Genomic DNA, 15,840 nt, shown 5'->3' with positions numbered 1-15,840 from the left:
CTTGGCGCAGCGCGGCGCCGCTCACCATAATCGATGCGACTAGGCGCGCCGCGACCCGCAAAGGAAAGGGGCGGCACGCATCCGCGTACCGCCCCATGATGGCATCGAACCGATCGCCGGCGAGTGCCGCCGGCGCAGGATCAGCCCATGATCTCCTGCTCGAGCTTCTTGGCCATCTCTTCGATGTTCTCAGGCGGCCAGCCTGGGATTTCCATGCCGAGGCGCAGGCCCATGCTCGACAGCACTTCCTTGATCTCGTTGAGCGACTTGCGGCCGAAGTTCGGCGTGCGCAGCATCTCGGCCTCGGTCTTTTGGACCAGGTCGCCGATATAGATGATGTTGTCGTTCTTGAGGCAGTTGGCCGAACGCACCGACAGCTCGAGCTCGTCGACCTTCTTGAGCAGGTAGCGGTTGATCGTCGCGGTGTCGCCCGCGCCCGCTTCCGCCGCCGCCGGCGCGGCAACGCCGATCGGAGCCGAACGCGTGATCGCCGAATCGTCGAAATGGACGAACAGCGCCAGCTGGTCCTGCAGGATGCGCGCGGCATAGGCGAGCGCGTCCTCGGGGGTCACGGTGCCGTCGGTCTCGATCGACAGGCTGAGCTTGTCGTAATCGAGCTCCTGCCCGACGCGGGTGTTCTCGACCTTGTAGCTCACCTGGCGGACCGGCGAGTAGAGCGCGTCGACCGGGATCAGGCCGATCGGCGCATCGGCCGGGCGGTTGGCGGCGGCGGGGACGTAACCCTTGCCGGTGTCCGCGGTCAGCTCCATGTTGAGCGTCGCGCCGTCGTCGAGGTGGCACAGCACCAGCTCGGGGTTCATCACCTCGATGTCGCCCGACACGGCGATGTCGCCGGCCTTGACCTCGGCCGGGCCGGTGGCGCTGAGCTGGAGGCGCTTGGCGCCCTCGCCCTGCATCTTGAGCGCGATCTGCTTCACGTTGAGCACGAGGTCGGTCACGTCCTCGCGCACGCCGGCGAGGCTCGAGAACTCGTGCAGCACATTCTCGATCTTGATCGAGGTGACCGCGGCGCCCTGCAGCGACGAGAGCAGCACGCGGCGCAGCGCGTTGCCGAGCGTCAGGCCGAAACCGCGCTCCAGCGGCTCGGCGACGAAGGTCGCCTTGCGCTTGCCGTCACCGCCCTTTTTCTCAAGGCCGTTCGGCTTCTTCAGTTCCTGCCAGTTCTTTGCATTGACAGACACGGGCTTCCCCTGGGTTGGGCAGGACGGGGCTATCCTGCCAGAAAAGTAGAGCCGCCCCGCCCCGGACCCGGCACCCCGGACCCGCGAGCGAAACGGAAAGGCAAATCAGACGCGGCGACGCTTCGACGGACGCACGCCATTGTGCGGGATCGAGGTCACGTCGCGGATCGAGGTGATCTGGAAGCCGACCGCCTGCAGCGCACGCAGGGCGCTCTCACGGCCCGAACCCGGACCCTTGACCTCGACCTCGAGCGTGCGGACGCCGTGCTCGGCGGCCTTGCGGCCCGCGTCCTCGGCGGCGACCTGCGCGGCGTACGGGGTCGACTTGCGCGAGCCCTTGAAGCCCATCATGCCGGCCGACGACCAGCTGATGGCATTGCCCTGCGCATCGGTGATCGTGATCATGGTGTTGTTGAAGCTGGCGTTCACATGGGCGACGCCGGCGGTGATGTTCTTGCGTTCGCGACGGCGAAGACGCTGCGGTGCTTGTGCCATTGTTCAGTAATCCTTCGAAATGCGAAGCAGGCGGGCCACCGCGAGGCGGCCCAGCGGCTTACTTCTTCTTGCCGGCGATCGGCTTTGCCTTGCCCTTGCGGGTGCGCGCATTGGTGTGCGTGCGCTGGCCGCGGACGGGGAGCCCCTTGCGATGACGCAGGCCGCGATAGCAGGCCAAGTCCATCAGGCGCTTGATGTTCATCGCGGTCTCGCGACGAAGATCGCCCTCGACGGTGTAGCCGCCGTCGATGGTCTCGCGGATCTGCAGCACTTCCTGGTCGGTCAGGTCCTGCACGCGGCGCTCGGCGGCGATGCCCAGCTTCTGCGTGATTTCCTTGGCCTTCGCCGGGCCGATGCCGTGGATATACTGAAGCGCGATCAGTACGCGCTTGTTGGTGGGCAGGTTAACGCCCGCAATACGTGCCATGAATCTTGTTCTCCCAGCTCCACGAGGCGTGCATGGCAGCAAGCCCCATCTCGTCGCGTTGACCCGAAACGCATGCGCGCGGCACACGCTCAAGAGCGCTGCCGGTCGAACGGGTTTCGGAAGATGCGCGACATATGGAGTCGCACCCCGGCTGTCAAGCGCCGAGGGCGAAGGGATTTCGCGTTAGGCCCCTATACACCATCCGGCGGGCGCGGCCAAGCGAATGACGATCAGCCGCCCTGCTCCGCCGCTTTCTTGAGCGCGGGCCATTGCGCGGCGAATACGCCGTCCACCGCCTGCGCGAAACCCGCCAGGCCATTGGGGTGATAGCCGCCGACGACATAAGTGACGGTCACCGCCGTCCCCTGCCCCTCGGGCTTGAGCGCGAAGGTCAGCGTGCCGGTCACCGCCCCGCTCTGCAGCGGGCCGAACGCGCCGTCGAAGCGCAGCACCTTGCCGCGATCGGCATAGATCACCCGCGCGTGCTCGATCGCGCCGCCCGCCACCTTCTCGCACCAGCAACCGCCGGGCCGCGGGTCGATCGAGAGGCTCGCGGCGACACCCGAATAGCTGTGATCCTTGCTCCACCAGACCGAGGGCCGCGCGATCGTATCCCACACCTTCTCGGGCGGCGCGGCGATGACCAGCCTGTGAGTCGAGACGAACCCGCCCGGCTCGGACTTGGTCACCTCGCCCGCGGCGGGCCAGCCCGCCAGCAGCGCCGCCGCCACGATCATCCTGCGCATCACCCCGCCCTCCTGTCGCAGCGAAGGTGAGCGCGGGCCGCGCGGCCGTCAATTCATTTCGCGGCGGTGGTTCGGTCGAGGAAGTCGAGGATCGTCTTCCAGAGGTGAACGCTGACGCCGGGACCGCCGACCTTGTGGGTCTGGCCGGGGTAGAGCATCGTCTCGAACGGCACCGCACCCGCCTGAAGCTTGGCCATCATCACGGTCGAATGCTCGAGCACGACATTGTCGTCGGCCATGCCGTGGATCAGCAGCAGCGGATCGGCGATCTTGAGCGCATCCGCCAGCGTGTTCGCCTTGTCATAGGCGGCCTGCACCTGGCGCGGGTCGCCCATGTAGCGCTCGGTATAATGGGTGTCGTAGAGTTCCCACTTGCTCACCGGCGCGCCGGCGACGCCCGCGGCGAACACGCCCGGCCCCGCTTCGAGCATCTTGAGCGTCATGTAGCCGCCATACGACCAGCCATAGGTGGTGATCTTGCCAGGATCGACGAAATCGAGCGTCTTGAGATACGCCGCGCCGGCGAGCTGGTCCTGCACCTCGACCCCGCCCATCGCCTGGAACAGGTGATCCTCGAACGCCTTGCCTCGATTGGCGGCGCCGCGATTGTCGAGCTGGAACCAGATATAACCGCGATCGACGATGTACTGCTGGAGCGCCCCGCCCCACTGCCGGCTCACCGTCTGCGCGTGCGGGCCGCCATAATGCTGGAAGAATACCGGGTATTTCTTCCCCGGCTCCAACGGCGGGGTGATCATCTCCCAGTGCAGGACCGTGCCGTCGGCAGCCTCGATCGTGCCGAACTGCTTGGCGCGGTGGCTTGCGAGATAGGGCGCATAGGGATGGTCGCCGGCGACCTTGTTCTCGTCGATCCAGGCGAGGCGCTTGCCCGTCGCGTCGGTCAGCATCACCTGCGGCGGCTGGTCGCCCCTGGAACGGGTGACCACGATCCGGTTCGCGCCGTCGTTGGTCTTGGCGGCGTGCCAATAGCCCGGCTCGCTGATCCGCGTCACCGCACCCGGCTTGCTCAGATCGAGCGTGTAAAGGTGCCGCTCGAGCACGCCGTCCTTGTTGCCGAGGAAGGTGACCCGCCCCTTGGCCTCGTCGACCCCGACCAGCTCGGCGACGTCCCAGTCGCCCCTAGTGAGCTGAGTCCATTTGCCGTCGCGGACGCGGTAGAGATGGCCGTGGCCGTCGCGCTCGGACCACCAGATCAGGCTGCCGTCCTTGAGCGGGCGATAGGCGTCGGAGAGGTTGATCCAGCTGCGCTCGCCCGACTTCTCGCTGAACAGGATCCGCGACTTGCCGGTCGCGGGATCGACTGCGAGCATGTCGAGCACGGTCTGCGCGCGGTTCTGGCGCTGGACGAGCAGGGTCTTGCCGTCGGGTGTCCAGTCGACCCGGGCGAGATAGATGTCGGTCTCGGCGCCGAGATCGACCTTCACCCGGCCGCTGCCGTCGGGGTTCATCACATGGAGCTCGACCAGTACGTTGGCGGTGCCCGCCTTGGGATAGCGCTGGTTGTAGACCTTGGTGCCCTCGGCCCCGATCGCGGCGCGGCTGACGATGCCGACCGGTGCCTCGTCGAAACGCTGCACGGCGATACGCCTGTCGTCGGGCGACCACCAGTAACCGGTGCGGCGACCCATCTCCTCCTGCGCGACGAACTCGGCCTCGCCGAAATAGACGGTGGCTCCACCATCCGTTGTTACCTTGTTCTCTTTTCCGGAGGCGAGATCGGACACGATCAAGTTCTGATCCCGAACATACGACACGAAATGTCCTCCCGGGCTGATTTCGGGATTCAACTCCCCCGACTCGCTTTTGGTCAGCCGCCGCACCTCACCCGAGAGGCTCGCGAGGTAGAGATCGCCGTCGAGCGGCACCAGGATCGACTTGCCGTCCGGCGCCCAGTCATAGGCGACGATGCCACGCGTCCCACCGATCCGCGCGCGCTCGCGCTGCATCTTCTCGGCCTCGGAGAGCTCCGCGCCGGTGCCGATCTTCTGGCTGTCGACCAGCATCCGCCATTCCCCGGTGGCAGTGTCCATCGCCCACAGGTCGAACCGGTCGCGATCCTCGGCGCGGTTGCGCAGCACCGTCACATATTTGCCGTCGGGCGAGAGTTTCAGCGCGCGCGGCGTGGTGCCGGCGAGGTCGGGGCTGGCGAACACACGTTCGAGCGCGAGCGGCTGCCCAGCCTGCTGCGCCTCAGCGGGCATTGCCGCCCCCGCCATTGCCATCAATCCGCCGACCACCGCTTTCCACATCCCGCAACCCGCTCATGTTCTTGTCGATGCGCCGGCTATCGGGCCTCGGCGCGCCATCGTAAAGTATCCAATGCGATCAGGCGCGGCCGAGCACCTGGCGCGGGCCCGGGCCCTCGGCCCCCATCCGGTCGCCCGGATTGAACAGCCCGCACTTCCTGAGCGACAGGCAGCCGCAGCCGATGCAATTGTCGAGCGTGGCGCGCGTGCGTTCGAGCAGGGCGATGCGGCGGTCGATCTCCTCGCGGAAATTGCGGCTCATCGCCTCCCAGTCCGCCTGCGTCGGCGTGCGCCCCTGCGGCAGCCGCGCCAGCTCGGTGCCGATCTCCTCGATCGTCAGACCGAGCTTCTGCGCGATCAGCGCGAAGGACAGGCGGCGGATGTCCGAGCGCAGGAAGCGCCGCTGGTTGCCGCCAGTGCGGATCGGGGAAACGAGCCCGCGCGTCTCGTAGAAGCGGATCGCCGAGACCGACAGGCCGGTCCGCGCCGCCAGCTCGCCGATCGTCAGCAGCTCGTTCCCGCGCATCGCTTCCTCGTAAAATAGCGCTTGATCTCAACTTAAGTTGAGGTTGTACCGGAGCCGGGCAACCACGCAACCGCAAAGGAAACGCGCATGCCCGGCCCGATCATCGAGCACGTCAACCTGACCGTCACCAATCCCGCCCGCACCGCCGCGCTGATGGAACGGCTGTTCGACTGGCATATCCGCTGGGCGGGTCCGGCGCGCGACGGCGGCACATCGATCCATGTCGGCGACGAGCGCTTCTACATCGCGCTCTACGCGCCCCCGGGCGAGCCCGAGGCCCGCTTTCCCAAGGGCGCGCCGCTCAATCATGTCGGCATCCTGGTCGACGATCTCGACCGGATCGAGGACAAGGTCGCCGAGGCAGGCCTCAAGCCGTTCAATCACGGCGACTATTCGCCCGGCCGCCGCTTCTACTTCCTCGACTATGACGGAATCGAGTACGAGATCGTCTCCTATGGCTGAGATTTCAGCGGCACCGCGCACAGGCTGAGCATGCGCGAGGCGATCTCGCGCTCGCCCATCACCACCTCGCCTGCACCTTTGGCTTCGAGATGCACGACCTCGGCATCCGAATGGGCGCGCGCGACGATCGCAATGCCGGGGTTGATCGCCCGCGCGGCCTCGACCACGGCGCCGCCCTCGAACCCCTCGGGGATCGCGATCAGCAGCTTGGCCGCGCGCTCGACCCCGGCGGCCTTGAGCGCCTCGGGATCGACCGCGTTGCCGCGCACCACGTCGAGCCCCTCGGCCCTGGCGTCGCGCGCCATGTCGGCCTGGTCCTCGATCAGGATGAAGGGCCGCTTCTTCGCCAGCAAGTCGCGCGCGATCAGCTTGCCGACACGGCCGAAGCCGATCAGCACGATATGGTCCTGCAGGCTGCTGGTGTCGGCGGGCGGCTCGATCGGGTCGGTCTTCTCCTGGCGCTTGGGCACGAACCAGTTGAAGATGAACGGGTTGAGCAGGATCGAGAGCAGCGCGCCGGCGAGGATCAGGTCGCGGCCGGCCGCAGGCAGGATCTCGAGGCTGGTGCCGAGCGTCGCCAGGATGAACGAGAACTCGCCGATCTGCGCGAGGCTCGCCGCGGCGGTGATCGCGATACGGCGGCTGTGCTTGAGCGCGCGCACGATCAGATAGGCCGCGATCGACTTGCCGAGCACGATGATCAGTACCGTCGCGATCAGCGGCAGCGGCTGCTCGACCACCACCGACGGATTGAACAGCATGCCGACCGAGACGAAGAACAGCACCGCGAAGGCGTCGCGCAGCGGCAGCGTCTCCTCGGTCGCCTGGCGGCTGAGCGGGGTCTCGCCGAGGATCATGCCGGCGAAGAAGGCGCCGAGCGCGAACGACACGTCGAACACCACCGCCGCGCCGAACGCCACGCCGAGCGCGATCGCAAGCACGGCGAGACGGAACAGCTCGCGCGACCCGGTGTGGACCACCCAGTGCAGCGCCATCGGGATCACTCGGCGCGCGACCAAGAGCATGACGACGAGGAAGCCGGTGACCTTGAACGCGGTCTGCGCGAGCGGCACCAGCAGCGCCGACCAGGTCGCGGGCGCATCACCCTTCATCACCTCGGCCAGCGCGGGCAGCAGCACCAGCGCGAGCACCATCGCCAGATCCTCGACGATCAGCCAGCCGACCGCGATGCGCCCGCGCTCGGTATCGACGATACCGAAGCCCTGCAACGCGCGGAGCAGCACCACGGTGCTGGCGACCGACAGCGCGAGGCCGAACACGAAGCCAGCGAGCGGGTCCCAGCCCAGTGCCCAGCTCAGCCCCATGCCCATCAGCGTCGCCACCGCGATCTGGCCGATCGCGCCGGGCACCGCGATACCCTTCACCGCGAGCAGGTCGCGCAGCGAGAAGTGCAGACCGACGCCGAACATCAGCAGGATCACGCCGATCTCGGCGAGCTCGGCGGCGAGATCGCCGTCGGCGACGAAGCCGGGCGTGAACGGCCCGACGAGGATGCCGGCGAGCAGGTAGCCGGCGATCGGCGACACCTTCAGCTTGTGGGCAATCGAGCCCATGACGAAGGCGACGACGAGGCCCGCGACGATCGTGGCGATGAGCGGCGTGTGGTGCATAGGCAATCTTGTCCCTGTTGAACGCCCGGGCCGGCATTGCGCCCCGGGCTGCGGCTCACTCGGTGGTCGCGCCGGCCAGCGCCGCTGCGATCGCGGCGCTGCCGGCAATCCCGCCCCAGACGGCGGGCGCGAACCACCAGGGCGGCCGCTTGTTGCGTGGCGTGTCCATGGCGCTTCTTCCCAGTTCGGCCGCGACTTGCGCGGCGGCTGGCAGCAAAGGTCAGGTCAGGGGCGGACCACGCGGGCTGCCGTCCAGCACCGCACGCGCGCCGACGGGTGACGCCACCGCCGCTGGCTTGGGAACAGCAGCGATGACGTCCGGCCGTGGAGCCGTGAGAATGGGTTGGGAAAGGATCTGCGCCGCACCGCCCTGCCCGCTCGCCGGATCATCGTCGCGGCGGACAGTCTCGGCCACGACGCGCGCCTGAGTGCGGGGCTGCAGGGCGACGGCGGTGGTCGCGGGATTGAAGGCGGAGCCGACCGCGATCGTGCGCGGCAGGCCGCTGGGCATCAGCGAGGAAAGCAGGGCGACCGCGAGCGCGAGCCAGAGCGACGCGACGTGGAGCGGCAGCTTCAACTGCGCGATCGTCGCTGTCTGATTCCGCCGGTTCGCCACGCCTTCAAGGTAGGGCGACTCGGCCCGAATTCAACGCGCCGGAACGAAGCGGGGCGCGGAAAGCCAAGCCTTCCGCGCCCCGCGCTGTTCGTCCGGCGAGCGGCTTATTCGGCCGCTTCGACCTCCTTCGACGGGCGCACGTCGCGGCGCTCGGCGATGCGGGCCGACTTGCCGGTGCGGCCGCGCAGGTAATAGAGCTTGGCACGACGCACGACGCCCTTGCGGACGACTTCGATGCTGTCGATGTTCGGCGAATAGAGCGGGAAGACGCGCTCGACGCCCTCGCCGAACGAGATCTTGCGAACGGTGAAGTTGCTGCCCATGCCCTTGTTCGAGCGGGCGATGCAGACGCCTTCATAGTTCTGGACGCGGGTGCGCTCGCCCTCGACGACCTTCACGCCGACCTTGAGCGTGTCGCCCGGGCGGAAATCGGGAATCTTCTTGTCGGCCAGGAACTTCGCGACGTTCTCGGCCTCGATCTGCTGGATGAGGTTCATCTCATTCGTCCTTCTGTCGCCGCGCGCCAGAGGGAGACTGGACCCGAGCGCCCTCGTGGCGCTCCCAAAGATCCGGCCTCCTTAGCCGTGTATCGGTCTCGGCCTGCCGCTTGCGCCAGGCCGCGATCCTCGCATGATCCCCCGACCGCAGCACTTCGGGGATCGTGCGCCCTTCCCATTCGACGGGCCGGGTATATTGCGGATATTCGAGCAAGCCGCTTTCGAAGCTTTCCTCGACCCCGCTGGAAGGCGCGCCCATTACGCCGGGAAGCAGGCGAATGCAAGCGTCAAGCAGCACCAGCGCGCCCATCTCGCCGCCGGAGAGGACATAGTCGCCGATCGACACCGGCTCGATCGGCCGCGCCTCGAACAGCCGCTCGTCGAATCCCTCGAACCGGCCGCACAGGATCGAGACGCCGGGACCCGCGGCCAGTTCGCGCACGCGCGCCTGGGTGAGCGGCGCGCCGCGTGGGGTCATGGCGAGCATCGGGCGGTCGTAGCCGACGCTGTCGCAGGCGGCCGCAAGGATGTCGGCCTTGAGCACCATCCCCGCCCCGCCGCCGGCCGGGGTATCGTCGACGGTGCGGTGCCGGTCGGTCGCGAAGTCGCGGATATGCACCGTCTCGAGCGACCACTTCCCCTCGGCGAGCCCGCGTCCGGCGAGCGAAATGCCGAGCGGGCCGGGAAACATCTCCGGGTAAAGCGTTAGGACGGTTGCGGCGAAGCTCATGGCGCCTGTTCGCGGGTCGCTGGCCGAATGGCAAGGGAAACGGCATGGAAGACTGCATCATCGTCGGCGCGGGACCGGCTGGCCTCACCGCAGCGATCTACCTTGCCCGCTTCCATCTCTCGATCCGGCTGTTCGACTGCGGATCGAGCCGCGCTGCGCTGATCCCCAAGACGCGCAACCATGCCGGGTTTCCGGGTGGGATCGCCGGGACCGAGCTGCTGGCGCGGATGCTGGAACAGGCCGAGAGCTTCGGCGCGGTGCGCGAGATGCTCGAGGTGATGCGGATCGAACCGCTGGGCGAAGGGTTCGCGGTGCATGCGGGCGAGCGCACCTTCCCGGCGCGGTCGGTCCTGCTTGCCACGGGCGTGGTCAACCGCCGGCCGGAAGGGCTCGACGACGCGACGCACGCCGCGGCGCTCAAGGCCGGACTGCTGCGCTACTGCCCGATCTGCGATGCCTATGAGGTTACCGACAAGCGCATCGGCGTGATCGGCACCGGCGATCACGGAATGCGCGAGGCGCTGTTCCTGCGTGGCTACAGCGCCGACGTGACCCTGATCGCGCCCGACGCGGAACACCGGCTCGACGCCGATTGCCGGGGCCAGCTCGACGCGGCGGGGATCGCGCGCGTCGACGGGCCATGCGGCGATTTCCGCATCGAGGGCGACAAGATCAGCGTCGGCACCGCCGCGGGGCGGATCGCGTTCGATACGATCTATCCCGCGCTCGGCTCGCGCATCCGTTCCGATCTCGCCATCGCCGCCGGTGCGAACGCTTCGGAGGACGGATGCCTGGAGGTGGACGATCACCAGCGCACCTCGATCCCCGGACTGTTCGCGGCGGGCGACGTGGTCAAGGGGCTCGACCAGATCAGCCACGCGATGGGCGAAGCGGGGGTGGCGGCGACGACGATCCGCAACATGCTCACCCAGCAGCGGCCATTGTGGCGGTGAAGCGTTTCGAAAGTTGACGAAATTACGCGCAAGCGCGCGAATTCTGTCGCTTTCGTCGCATTCCAGGCGGGGGTCCGGAAGGTCATCGGACGTTCCAGATATGCGGGATGCGGGTCTGTAGGAAAGTTCTTTCTTCGTAATGCCTAATTCGGCTGCGGCGCGAAGCGCAGCGCCTGGATCGTCGGCGGGTTGGTCGGCGCGAGCAGGATCTGGCCGTCGAGCTTGCCCCTGGCGCAGTTCCAACGGAAGGCGGTCGAGAGATTGCCGGTCGGCGCGAGCGGCTCGGCGGTCGGGCAGTCGCCGACCAGGCCCTTGATCCGTGCGAATTCCTTCGCCCAGTTCGCGTCCGAGCGATCCAGCCGGAAGTTCATCGCGAGCCTGCCTTCGAGCGGCACGAGCGTGCCGGCGGCATAGGCGGCGCGGGCGGCATCCTGCATCTGCGTCAACAGCGGGTTGAGCGGCTTGGCATATTTCGCCGTCGCGCCGGCCCTCGCCATCGCCCAGAGCGACTGCCACACCGGGACCGACGGCGCCTGATAGGTGCGGTTGGCGAAGCCGAAGGCGGCGATGCCGAGCTCGGGCGCGAGCACGACGAAGCTGCCATAGCCGGGATAGCCGCCGCCATGGCTGAGGGTGAGACCGAGGTGGCAGTCGGGCGTCACGCGCATGCCCATGCCATAGGCGATGGCGTGGACGCAGTGATCGTCCTCCGCATTGCCGGGCCGCTGCGCAATGCGCACGAAGTTGAGGCCCTGCGCCATCTCGCGCACCGTGGCCCGCTTGACCGGACCGGTCTCGGCGCCGTCTCGCGACGGCCAGGCGGAAAGCAGGAACGCCACCCATTTGGCATAGTCGGTGGCGGTGGTGATCACGCCGCCCATCGCGCCGAACGCGCCGTCGCGCATCGACGGCTCCTCGACCCACGCCTCATTCTCCCAACGATAGCCGAGGGCCAGCTTGCCCTTCGGCACCTGCGCGATGTCGTAGGTCGTGTCGGCCATGCCGAGCGGACGCATGATCGTGTCGCGGATATAGGCCTGGTAAGGCCGGCCCGAGGCGTTGGTGACGATGCGGCCGAGCAGCGCATAGCCGAAGTTCGAATATTCGTGCTGGCTCTGACCGGTTCGGCTCCAGGGGACGCCGGCGGCGATCATCCGCGTGAACTCGGCCTCGCCCAGCACCTGCTGGCGGTCGCCCCAGGGATCGTCGGTGACGAAGCCGCCGACATGCGCGAGCAGGTCGCGGATGCGGATGCGCGGGCTGTCGCTGGTCGGATATTTCCAGCCGCGCATCTCGGAGATGTGCTTCTCGGCGAGATCGTCCAGCGCCAGCCTGCCCTCGTCGCGCAGCTTGAGGATGGCGAGCGCGGTGAAGGCCTTGCTCATCGACGCGATGCGGAAGCGCGTGTCGAGCGCAACGGGCGCGCCGCCGATCGTCTGGACGCCCTGCCTTTCCGACAGGACGATCTTGCCCTCCCTGACCACGGCATAGACCAGGCCGGGCACGGGGGTGCGCTGCTGGAAGCGGGCGAAGGCATCGCCGATCTCGGTCGCCGCCGCGGGCGGGACCGGCGGTTGCGACTGCGCGGCGGCGGGCGACGGCGCCGTCGCGAGCAGCGCGGCGAGGATCGTCAGGTTGACGAAGTTGACAAGTTTGACGGGGTTTGGCGCGCGGCTGTCAACGAGGGTTGCGAGCGCGGAACGGCGTGGGTCGCGGAGCATTCTCATGCCCCGAGGCAACCAGATAAAATCCAACTTTGGAAGCGGAAATCAGCCGGCCAGGCCGGTGCGGAGCGCGGCCGCCCAGTCCGCCCTGCCCTCGCGCGCCGCCTTGGCCGCGGCCCCGAGATGGTCATAGGCGACGGCGCGCAGCTCGACCCCGGTGCCGCGGACCAGCGCATAGCGCGCGAGCGGGTCGCCATTCTCGACGATGTAGGGCAGCGGGTGATCGTCGTGGAACGCCTGGAGACCGACGCTGCCGGGGTTGGCGATCGTGCGGCCATCGGCGAGCGTGACGGTGCGCGGGAGATGGGTGTGGCCGCACAGGGTGAGCGCGGCGGGCGTGTCGCCGAGGCGTTCGGCGATCTCGGCCTCGGTGGCCTGCCGGATACCGGCGGCCTCGACGGTGTGGAGCAGATGCTCGAGATCGCTGCGCGGGGAGCCGTGGCAGAGGAAGATCTCGTCGGTAAGCGCGAGCACGGGCGGCTGGGCGGCGAGCCAGGCCAGTTGCGCCGCACTCAACCGTTCGCTGGCGAAGCGATCGGAGGCCCCCATCCGCTCGATCGCATGAGTCAGCACCTGGCGCTCGTGATTGCCGGCGATGGCCGGCCAGCCCTCGCGCATCAGCAGGTCGGCGGTCTCGGCCGGCCAGAGCGGGCCCGAGAGGCTGTCCCCGAGGTTGACGAAGGCGGTCGCGCCGGCCGTGCGGGCGTCGGCGATGACCGCTTCGAGTGCAGGGAGGTTGCCGTGGATATCGGAGAGGATGGCGATCATTCGGCCCAGCCGTCGGCAACGGCGAGGCTGGCCTCGTCCCAGCGCGGCACCGCTTCGGGCCGCATCGGGACCATGAAGCGCTTGCCGTCCGGCTTCTCGATCTCGAGCACGTCACCCGCGCCGAAATTCTCCACCGTCACGACGGTGCCGATCGCATCGCCCGCCTCGGAGACGGCGGCGAGGCCGATCAGGTCGGCATGGTAATATTCGCCCTCGCCCAGCGGCGGGAGGCTGCCGCGCGGCACGGCGAGCTCGGTGCCGCGCAGCTTCTCGGCGGCGGTGCGGTCGGGGATCTCGGCAAAGCGGGCGATGGCGCCGTTGGGGCCATGCCGCACCGACTTGAGCGTCAGCGTGCCGCCGTTGAAGCTGCGGTGCGCTGCGAGGTCTTCGGCAAAGACCTTGAGGCGGACCTCGCCCGTCACGCCATGCGCGCCGATGACGACGGCGAGCGTGACGGGGCGGTCAGCCCTCGGGAGAGCCTTCGCCGGGCGGGTTGGCGTCGTCGCCTCCCTCGGCGGGCTCTTGGCCGGAGACGCCCCGGTTGGCGTCCTCGTCGTCATCTTCGGGCGGATCCGGCGGATCGATCGGCATCATGCGCTCCTGGGTTGATCCAGGGACAACGCACGATGCCGACCTTCGTTCGCACGATTACTCGGCCTTCGCCGCTTCCTCGCCCTCGGCGGCGGGAGCCTCCTCAGCGGGCGCCTCCTCGGCCACAGCCTCGACGGCCGGGGTCTCTTCGGCGACCGCCTCGGCGACCTGCTCCGCCTCCGCGGTGGGCGCTTCGGTCGCGGCCTCGACTTCGGCGGCGACGACCGCCTCGGCTTCCGCCTGGGCTTCCTCGACGGCCGCCTCTTCGACGACCTCGGGCTCGGGCGCGGCGGCCGCCTCGGCAGCGGCTTCCTGCGCGGCCTTCAGCTTCTCGGCCTTCTCCTCGGCGCGCTCGACGGCCTTCTCGCCCGGCTTGCCCTTGTTCGGGTTGTTCTTCGCGGCACGCTCCTTGACGCCGGTGACGTCGAGGAAGCGGGCAACGCGGTCGGTCGGCTGCGCGCCGACGCTCAGCCAGTGCTTCGCACGCTCGGTGTCGAGCTTGACGCGCTCGGGCGAATCCTTGGCGAGGAGCGGGTTGTAGGTGCCGATCTTCTCGATGAACTTGCCGTCACGGGGCGAGCGGGCGTCGGCGACGACGATCCGGTAGTAAGGGCGCTTCTTCGAGCCGCCACGCGACAGACGCATGCTGAGTGCCATTGGTAATCTTCCTTCTTAAAAGCCTGAAACGATTTACTTCTTCTTGTTCAAAAGATTTGCGAGCTCGGGCGGGATCTCGCCGTTGCCGGGCAGGCCGGGCAGCCCGCCGCCGGGGCCGCCGAGCTTGCCCATCATCTCGCCCATCTGCGGGCCGCCCAGCGCGTTGCCGAGGCCACCCATGCCACCCTTGCCGAGCATCCCCATCAGCCCCTTGAGGCCGCCCATCTTCTTGATGCGCTTCATCGCGGTGGACATTTCGAGGTGCATCTTGAGCAGCTTGTTGACGTCCTGGACGGTCGTCCCCGAGCCCTTGGCGATGCGGATCTTGCGCTTGGCGTTGATCAGCTCGGGCTTGGCGCGCTCCTTGGGCGTCATCGAGGTGATCATCGCGTCCATGCGGAGCAGGATGCGCTCGTCGACCGCGCCATTGGCCATCGCCTGCTGCGCCTTCTTCATGCCGGGGATCATCCCGGCGAGCGCGCCGAGCCCGCCCATGCGGCGCATCTGCGCGAGCTGGCCGCGCAGGTCGTTCATGTCGAACTGGCCCTTGGCGAGGCGCGCCGCCATCTTCTCGGCGTCTTCGGCCTCGATCGCCTGCGCGGCCTTCTCGACCAGCGACACCACGTCGCCCATGCCGAGGATGCGCCCGGCGACGCGCTGCGGATGGAACGGCTCGATCGCGTCGAGCTTCTCGCCGACGCCGGCGAACTTGATCGGCTTGCCGGTGACGGCGCGCATCGACAGCGCCGCGCCGCCGCGGGCGTCGCCGTCCATGCGGGTGAGCACCACGCCGGTCAGCGGCACCTGCTCGCCGAAGCTCTGGGCGACGTTGACCGCGTCCTGACCGGTCAGGCTGTCGACGACGAGCAGGATTTCCTGCGGCCTGGAGATGTCGGCGACCGCCTTCATCTCGTCCATCAGCTGCTGGTCGACGTGCAGGCGGCCCGCGGTGTCGAGCATCAGCACGTCGAAGCCCTGGAGCTTCGCGGCCTGGAGCGCGCGGCGGGCGATGTCGACCGGCTGCTGGCCGGCGACGATCGGGAGCGTCGCGCCCTCGATCTGCGTGCCGAGCACCGCGAGCTGCTCCTGCGCGGCCGGGCGATTGACGTCGAGCGACGCCATCATCACCTTCTTGCCCTGCTTCTTCAGCAGCTTGGCGAGCTTGGCGGTGGTGGTGGTCTTGCCCGAGCCCTGCAGGCCGACCATCATGATGACGGCGGGCGGCGTCACGTCGATGGCGAGCTCGGCCGTGTCCGGCCCGAGCATCGCGATCAGCGCGTCGTTGACGATCTTGACGACCTGCTGCCCCGGCGTGACCGAGCGCAGCACCTGCTGGCCGACCGCCTGCTCGGTGACGCTGTCGACGAAGCTGCGCGCGACGGGCAGCGCGACGTCGGCCTCGAGCAGCGCGATACGCACTTCGCGCATCGCGGTCCGCACATCGGCCTCGGTCAGCGCGCCACGGCCCTTGAGACGGTCGAAAACGCCGCCAAGCCGCTCGCTCAGACTATCGAACACTCGCTTCTCCAATTCTTCCCAGAGGCCGAA

The 15,840-nt window shown here is 68.3% G+C and carries 17 protein-coding genes and 1 pseudogene; 2 read left to right on the top strand and 16 right to left on the bottom strand.

Going from position 1 to position 15,840, the window contains the following annotated elements; genetic code table 11:
- Positions 1-140 precede the first annotated feature (140 nt).
- The 6 genes from ACO227_RS14250 to soxR all read right to left on the bottom strand — a co-directional run bounded on the left by ACO227_RS14250 (position 141) and on the right by soxR (position 5,663).
- Complete coding sequence (locus ACO227_RS14250; RefSeq protein ID WP_423602541.1) at positions 141-1,202, bottom strand: DNA-directed RNA polymerase subunit alpha; 1,062 nt, start codon at positions 1,200-1,202, stop codon at positions 141-143.
- 105 nt (positions 1,203-1,307) lie between these two features.
- Positions 1,308-1,697 (bottom strand): 30S ribosomal protein S11, encoded by a 390-nt coding sequence (gene rpsK / locus ACO227_RS14245; RefSeq protein WP_066579261.1) that lies wholly within the window; start codon positions 1,695-1,697, stop codon positions 1,308-1,310.
- 58 nt (positions 1,698-1,755) lie between these two features.
- Positions 1,756-2,124, bottom strand: coding sequence for a 30S ribosomal protein S13 (gene rpsM, locus ACO227_RS14240; RefSeq protein ID WP_423602537.1), 369 nt, complete (start codon positions 2,122-2,124; stop codon positions 1,756-1,758).
- A gap of 230 nt (positions 2,125-2,354) precedes the next feature.
- Positions 2,355-2,870: an SRPBCC family protein gene (locus ACO227_RS14235; protein ID WP_423602536.1), complete on the bottom strand. Its 516-nt coding sequence runs from the start codon at positions 2,868-2,870 to the stop codon at positions 2,355-2,357.
- Positions 2,871-2,923: 53 nt separating this feature from the next.
- A complete protein-coding gene (locus tag ACO227_RS14230; RefSeq protein ID WP_423602534.1) occupies positions 2,924-5,092 on the bottom strand; it encodes a DPP IV N-terminal domain-containing protein in 2,169 nt (722 codons plus the stop codon).
- Between the two features lie 124 nt (positions 5,093-5,216).
- The gene (gene soxR, locus ACO227_RS14225) at positions 5,217-5,663 is read right to left on the bottom strand and encodes a redox-sensitive transcriptional activator SoxR (protein ID WP_423602532.1); all 447 of its coding nucleotides are present in this window, start codon (positions 5,661-5,663) and stop codon (positions 5,217-5,219) included.
- An 87-nt stretch (positions 5,664-5,750) separates the two neighbouring features.
- Here soxR and ACO227_RS14220 point away from each other — a divergent pair, with 87 nt between their 5' ends.
- A complete protein-coding gene (locus ACO227_RS14220) occupies positions 5,751-6,125 on the top strand; it encodes a VOC family protein (RefSeq protein WP_423602531.1) in 375 nt (124 codons plus the stop codon).
- Here the strand turns inward: ACO227_RS14220 and ybaL are convergent.
- The 4 genes from ybaL to trmD form a co-directional block, all read right to left on the bottom strand.
- The gene (ybaL, locus tag ACO227_RS14215; protein WP_423602530.1) at positions 6,116-7,756 is read right to left on the bottom strand and encodes a YbaL family putative K(+) efflux transporter; all 1,641 of its coding nucleotides are present in this window, start codon (positions 7,754-7,756) and stop codon (positions 6,116-6,118) included. The genes ACO227_RS14220 and ybaL overlap by 10 nt on opposite strands.
- Positions 7,757-7,976: 220 nt before the next feature.
- Positions 7,977-8,333: a hypothetical protein gene (locus tag ACO227_RS14210; protein ID WP_423602528.1), complete on the bottom strand. Its 357-nt coding sequence runs from the start codon at positions 8,331-8,333 to the stop codon at positions 7,977-7,979.
- A gap of 143 nt (positions 8,334-8,476) precedes the next feature.
- Complete coding sequence (gene rplS / locus ACO227_RS14205) at positions 8,477-8,869, bottom strand: 50S ribosomal protein L19 (RefSeq protein ID WP_423602527.1); 393 nt, start codon at positions 8,867-8,869, stop codon at positions 8,477-8,479.
- Position 8,870: 1 nt separating this feature from the next.
- Positions 8,871-9,599 carry a tRNA (guanosine(37)-N1)-methyltransferase TrmD gene (trmD, locus tag ACO227_RS14200; RefSeq protein ID WP_423602526.1) on the bottom strand — a complete coding sequence of 243 codons (729 nt, stop codon included), beginning with the start codon at positions 9,597-9,599 and terminating at the stop codon, positions 8,871-8,873.
- A 44-nt stretch (positions 9,600-9,643) separates the two neighbouring features.
- Here trmD and ACO227_RS14195 point away from each other — a divergent pair, with 44 nt between their 5' ends.
- On the top strand, positions 9,644-10,552 hold the full coding sequence (locus tag ACO227_RS14195; protein ID WP_423602524.1) for an NAD(P)/FAD-dependent oxidoreductase: 909 nt from the start codon (positions 9,644-9,646) through the stop codon (positions 10,550-10,552).
- Between the two features lie 143 nt (positions 10,553-10,695).
- On the opposite strand, the gene ACO227_RS14190 is transcribed toward ACO227_RS14195, so the two are convergent.
- From ACO227_RS14190 to ffh, 6 genes and pseudogenes are all read right to left on the bottom strand, one after another.
- A complete protein-coding gene (locus ACO227_RS14190; RefSeq protein WP_423602523.1) occupies positions 10,696-12,279 on the bottom strand; it encodes a serine hydrolase domain-containing protein in 1,584 nt (527 codons plus the stop codon).
- A gap of 42 nt (positions 12,280-12,321) precedes the next feature.
- The gene (locus ACO227_RS14185; protein WP_423602521.1) at positions 12,322-13,044 is read right to left on the bottom strand and encodes a metallophosphoesterase family protein; all 723 of its coding nucleotides are present in this window, start codon (positions 13,042-13,044) and stop codon (positions 12,322-12,324) included.
- Complete coding sequence (gene rimM / locus ACO227_RS14180) at positions 13,041-13,466, bottom strand: ribosome maturation factor RimM (RefSeq protein WP_423602520.1); 426 nt, start codon at positions 13,464-13,466, stop codon at positions 13,041-13,043. Before rimM ends, ACO227_RS14185 begins: the two co-directional genes overlap by 4 nt.
- Before the next feature lie 40 nt (positions 13,467-13,506).
- Positions 13,507-13,638, bottom strand: a complete 132-nt coding sequence (locus tag ACO227_RS14175) for a hypothetical protein (RefSeq protein ID WP_423602519.1) — start codon at positions 13,636-13,638, stop codon at positions 13,507-13,509.
- Positions 13,639-13,842: 204 nt separating this feature from the next.
- Positions 13,843-14,292: pseudogene (gene rpsP, locus ACO227_RS14170) on the bottom strand (30S ribosomal protein S16); the annotation flags it as partial.
- Between the two features lie 33 nt (positions 14,293-14,325).
- Positions 14,326-15,810: a signal recognition particle protein gene (ffh, locus tag ACO227_RS14165; protein WP_423602518.1), complete on the bottom strand. Its 1,485-nt coding sequence runs from the start codon at positions 15,808-15,810 to the stop codon at positions 14,326-14,328.
- Positions 15,811-15,840 lie beyond the last annotated feature (30 nt).

Source organism: Sphingomonas sp. MS122 (assembly GCF_049532975.1).
Lineage (GTDB): Bacteria > Pseudomonadota > Alphaproteobacteria > Sphingomonadales > Sphingomonadaceae > Sphingomonas.
The sequence above is the reverse complement of the archived record's forward strand: the minus strand, read 5'-3'. Positions and strand labels throughout refer to the sequence as shown.

Bases quoted from the DNA above. Each gene is read 5' to 3' on its own strand.
- rpsM (WP_423602537.1), bottom strand. From the start codon at position 2,124: ATGGCACGTATTGCGGGCGTTAACCTGCCCACCAACAAGCGCGTACTG.
- ybaL (WP_423602530.1), bottom strand. From the start codon at position 7,756: ATGCACCACACGCCGCTCATCGCCACGATCGTCGCGGGCCTCGTCGTC.
- ACO227_RS14175 (WP_423602519.1), bottom strand. From the start codon at position 13,638: ATGATGCCGATCGATCCGCCGGATCCGCCCGAAGATGACGACGAGGAC.
- trmD (WP_423602526.1), bottom strand. From the start codon at position 9,599: ATGAGCTTCGCCGCAACCGTCCTAACGCTTTACCCGGAGATGTTTCCC.
- soxR (WP_423602532.1), bottom strand. From the start codon at position 5,663: ATGCGCGGGAACGAGCTGCTGACGATCGGCGAGCTGGCGGCGCGGACC.
- ACO227_RS14230 (WP_423602534.1), bottom strand. From the start codon at position 5,092: ATGCCCGCTGAGGCGCAGCAGGCTGGGCAGCCGCTCGCGCTCGAACGT.
- ACO227_RS14185 (WP_423602521.1), bottom strand. From the start codon at position 13,044: ATGATCGCCATCCTCTCCGATATCCACGGCAACCTCCCTGCACTCGAA.
- ACO227_RS14220 (WP_423602531.1), top strand. From the start codon at position 5,751: ATGCCCGGCCCGATCATCGAGCACGTCAACCTGACCGTCACCAATCCC.
- rplS (WP_423602527.1), bottom strand. From the start codon at position 8,869: ATGAACCTCATCCAGCAGATCGAGGCCGAGAACGTCGCGAAGTTCCTG.
- ACO227_RS14235 (WP_423602536.1), bottom strand. From the start codon at position 2,870: ATGCGCAGGATGATCGTGGCGGCGGCGCTGCTGGCGGGCTGGCCCGCC.
- ACO227_RS14195 (WP_423602524.1), top strand. From the start codon at position 9,644: ATGGAAGACTGCATCATCGTCGGCGCGGGACCGGCTGGCCTCACCGCA.
- ACO227_RS14190 (WP_423602523.1), bottom strand. From the start codon at position 12,279: ATGAGAATGCTCCGCGACCCACGCCGTTCCGCGCTCGCAACCCTCGTT.
- rpsK (WP_066579261.1), bottom strand. From the start codon at position 1,697: ATGGCACAAGCACCGCAGCGTCTTCGCCGTCGCGAACGCAAGAACATC.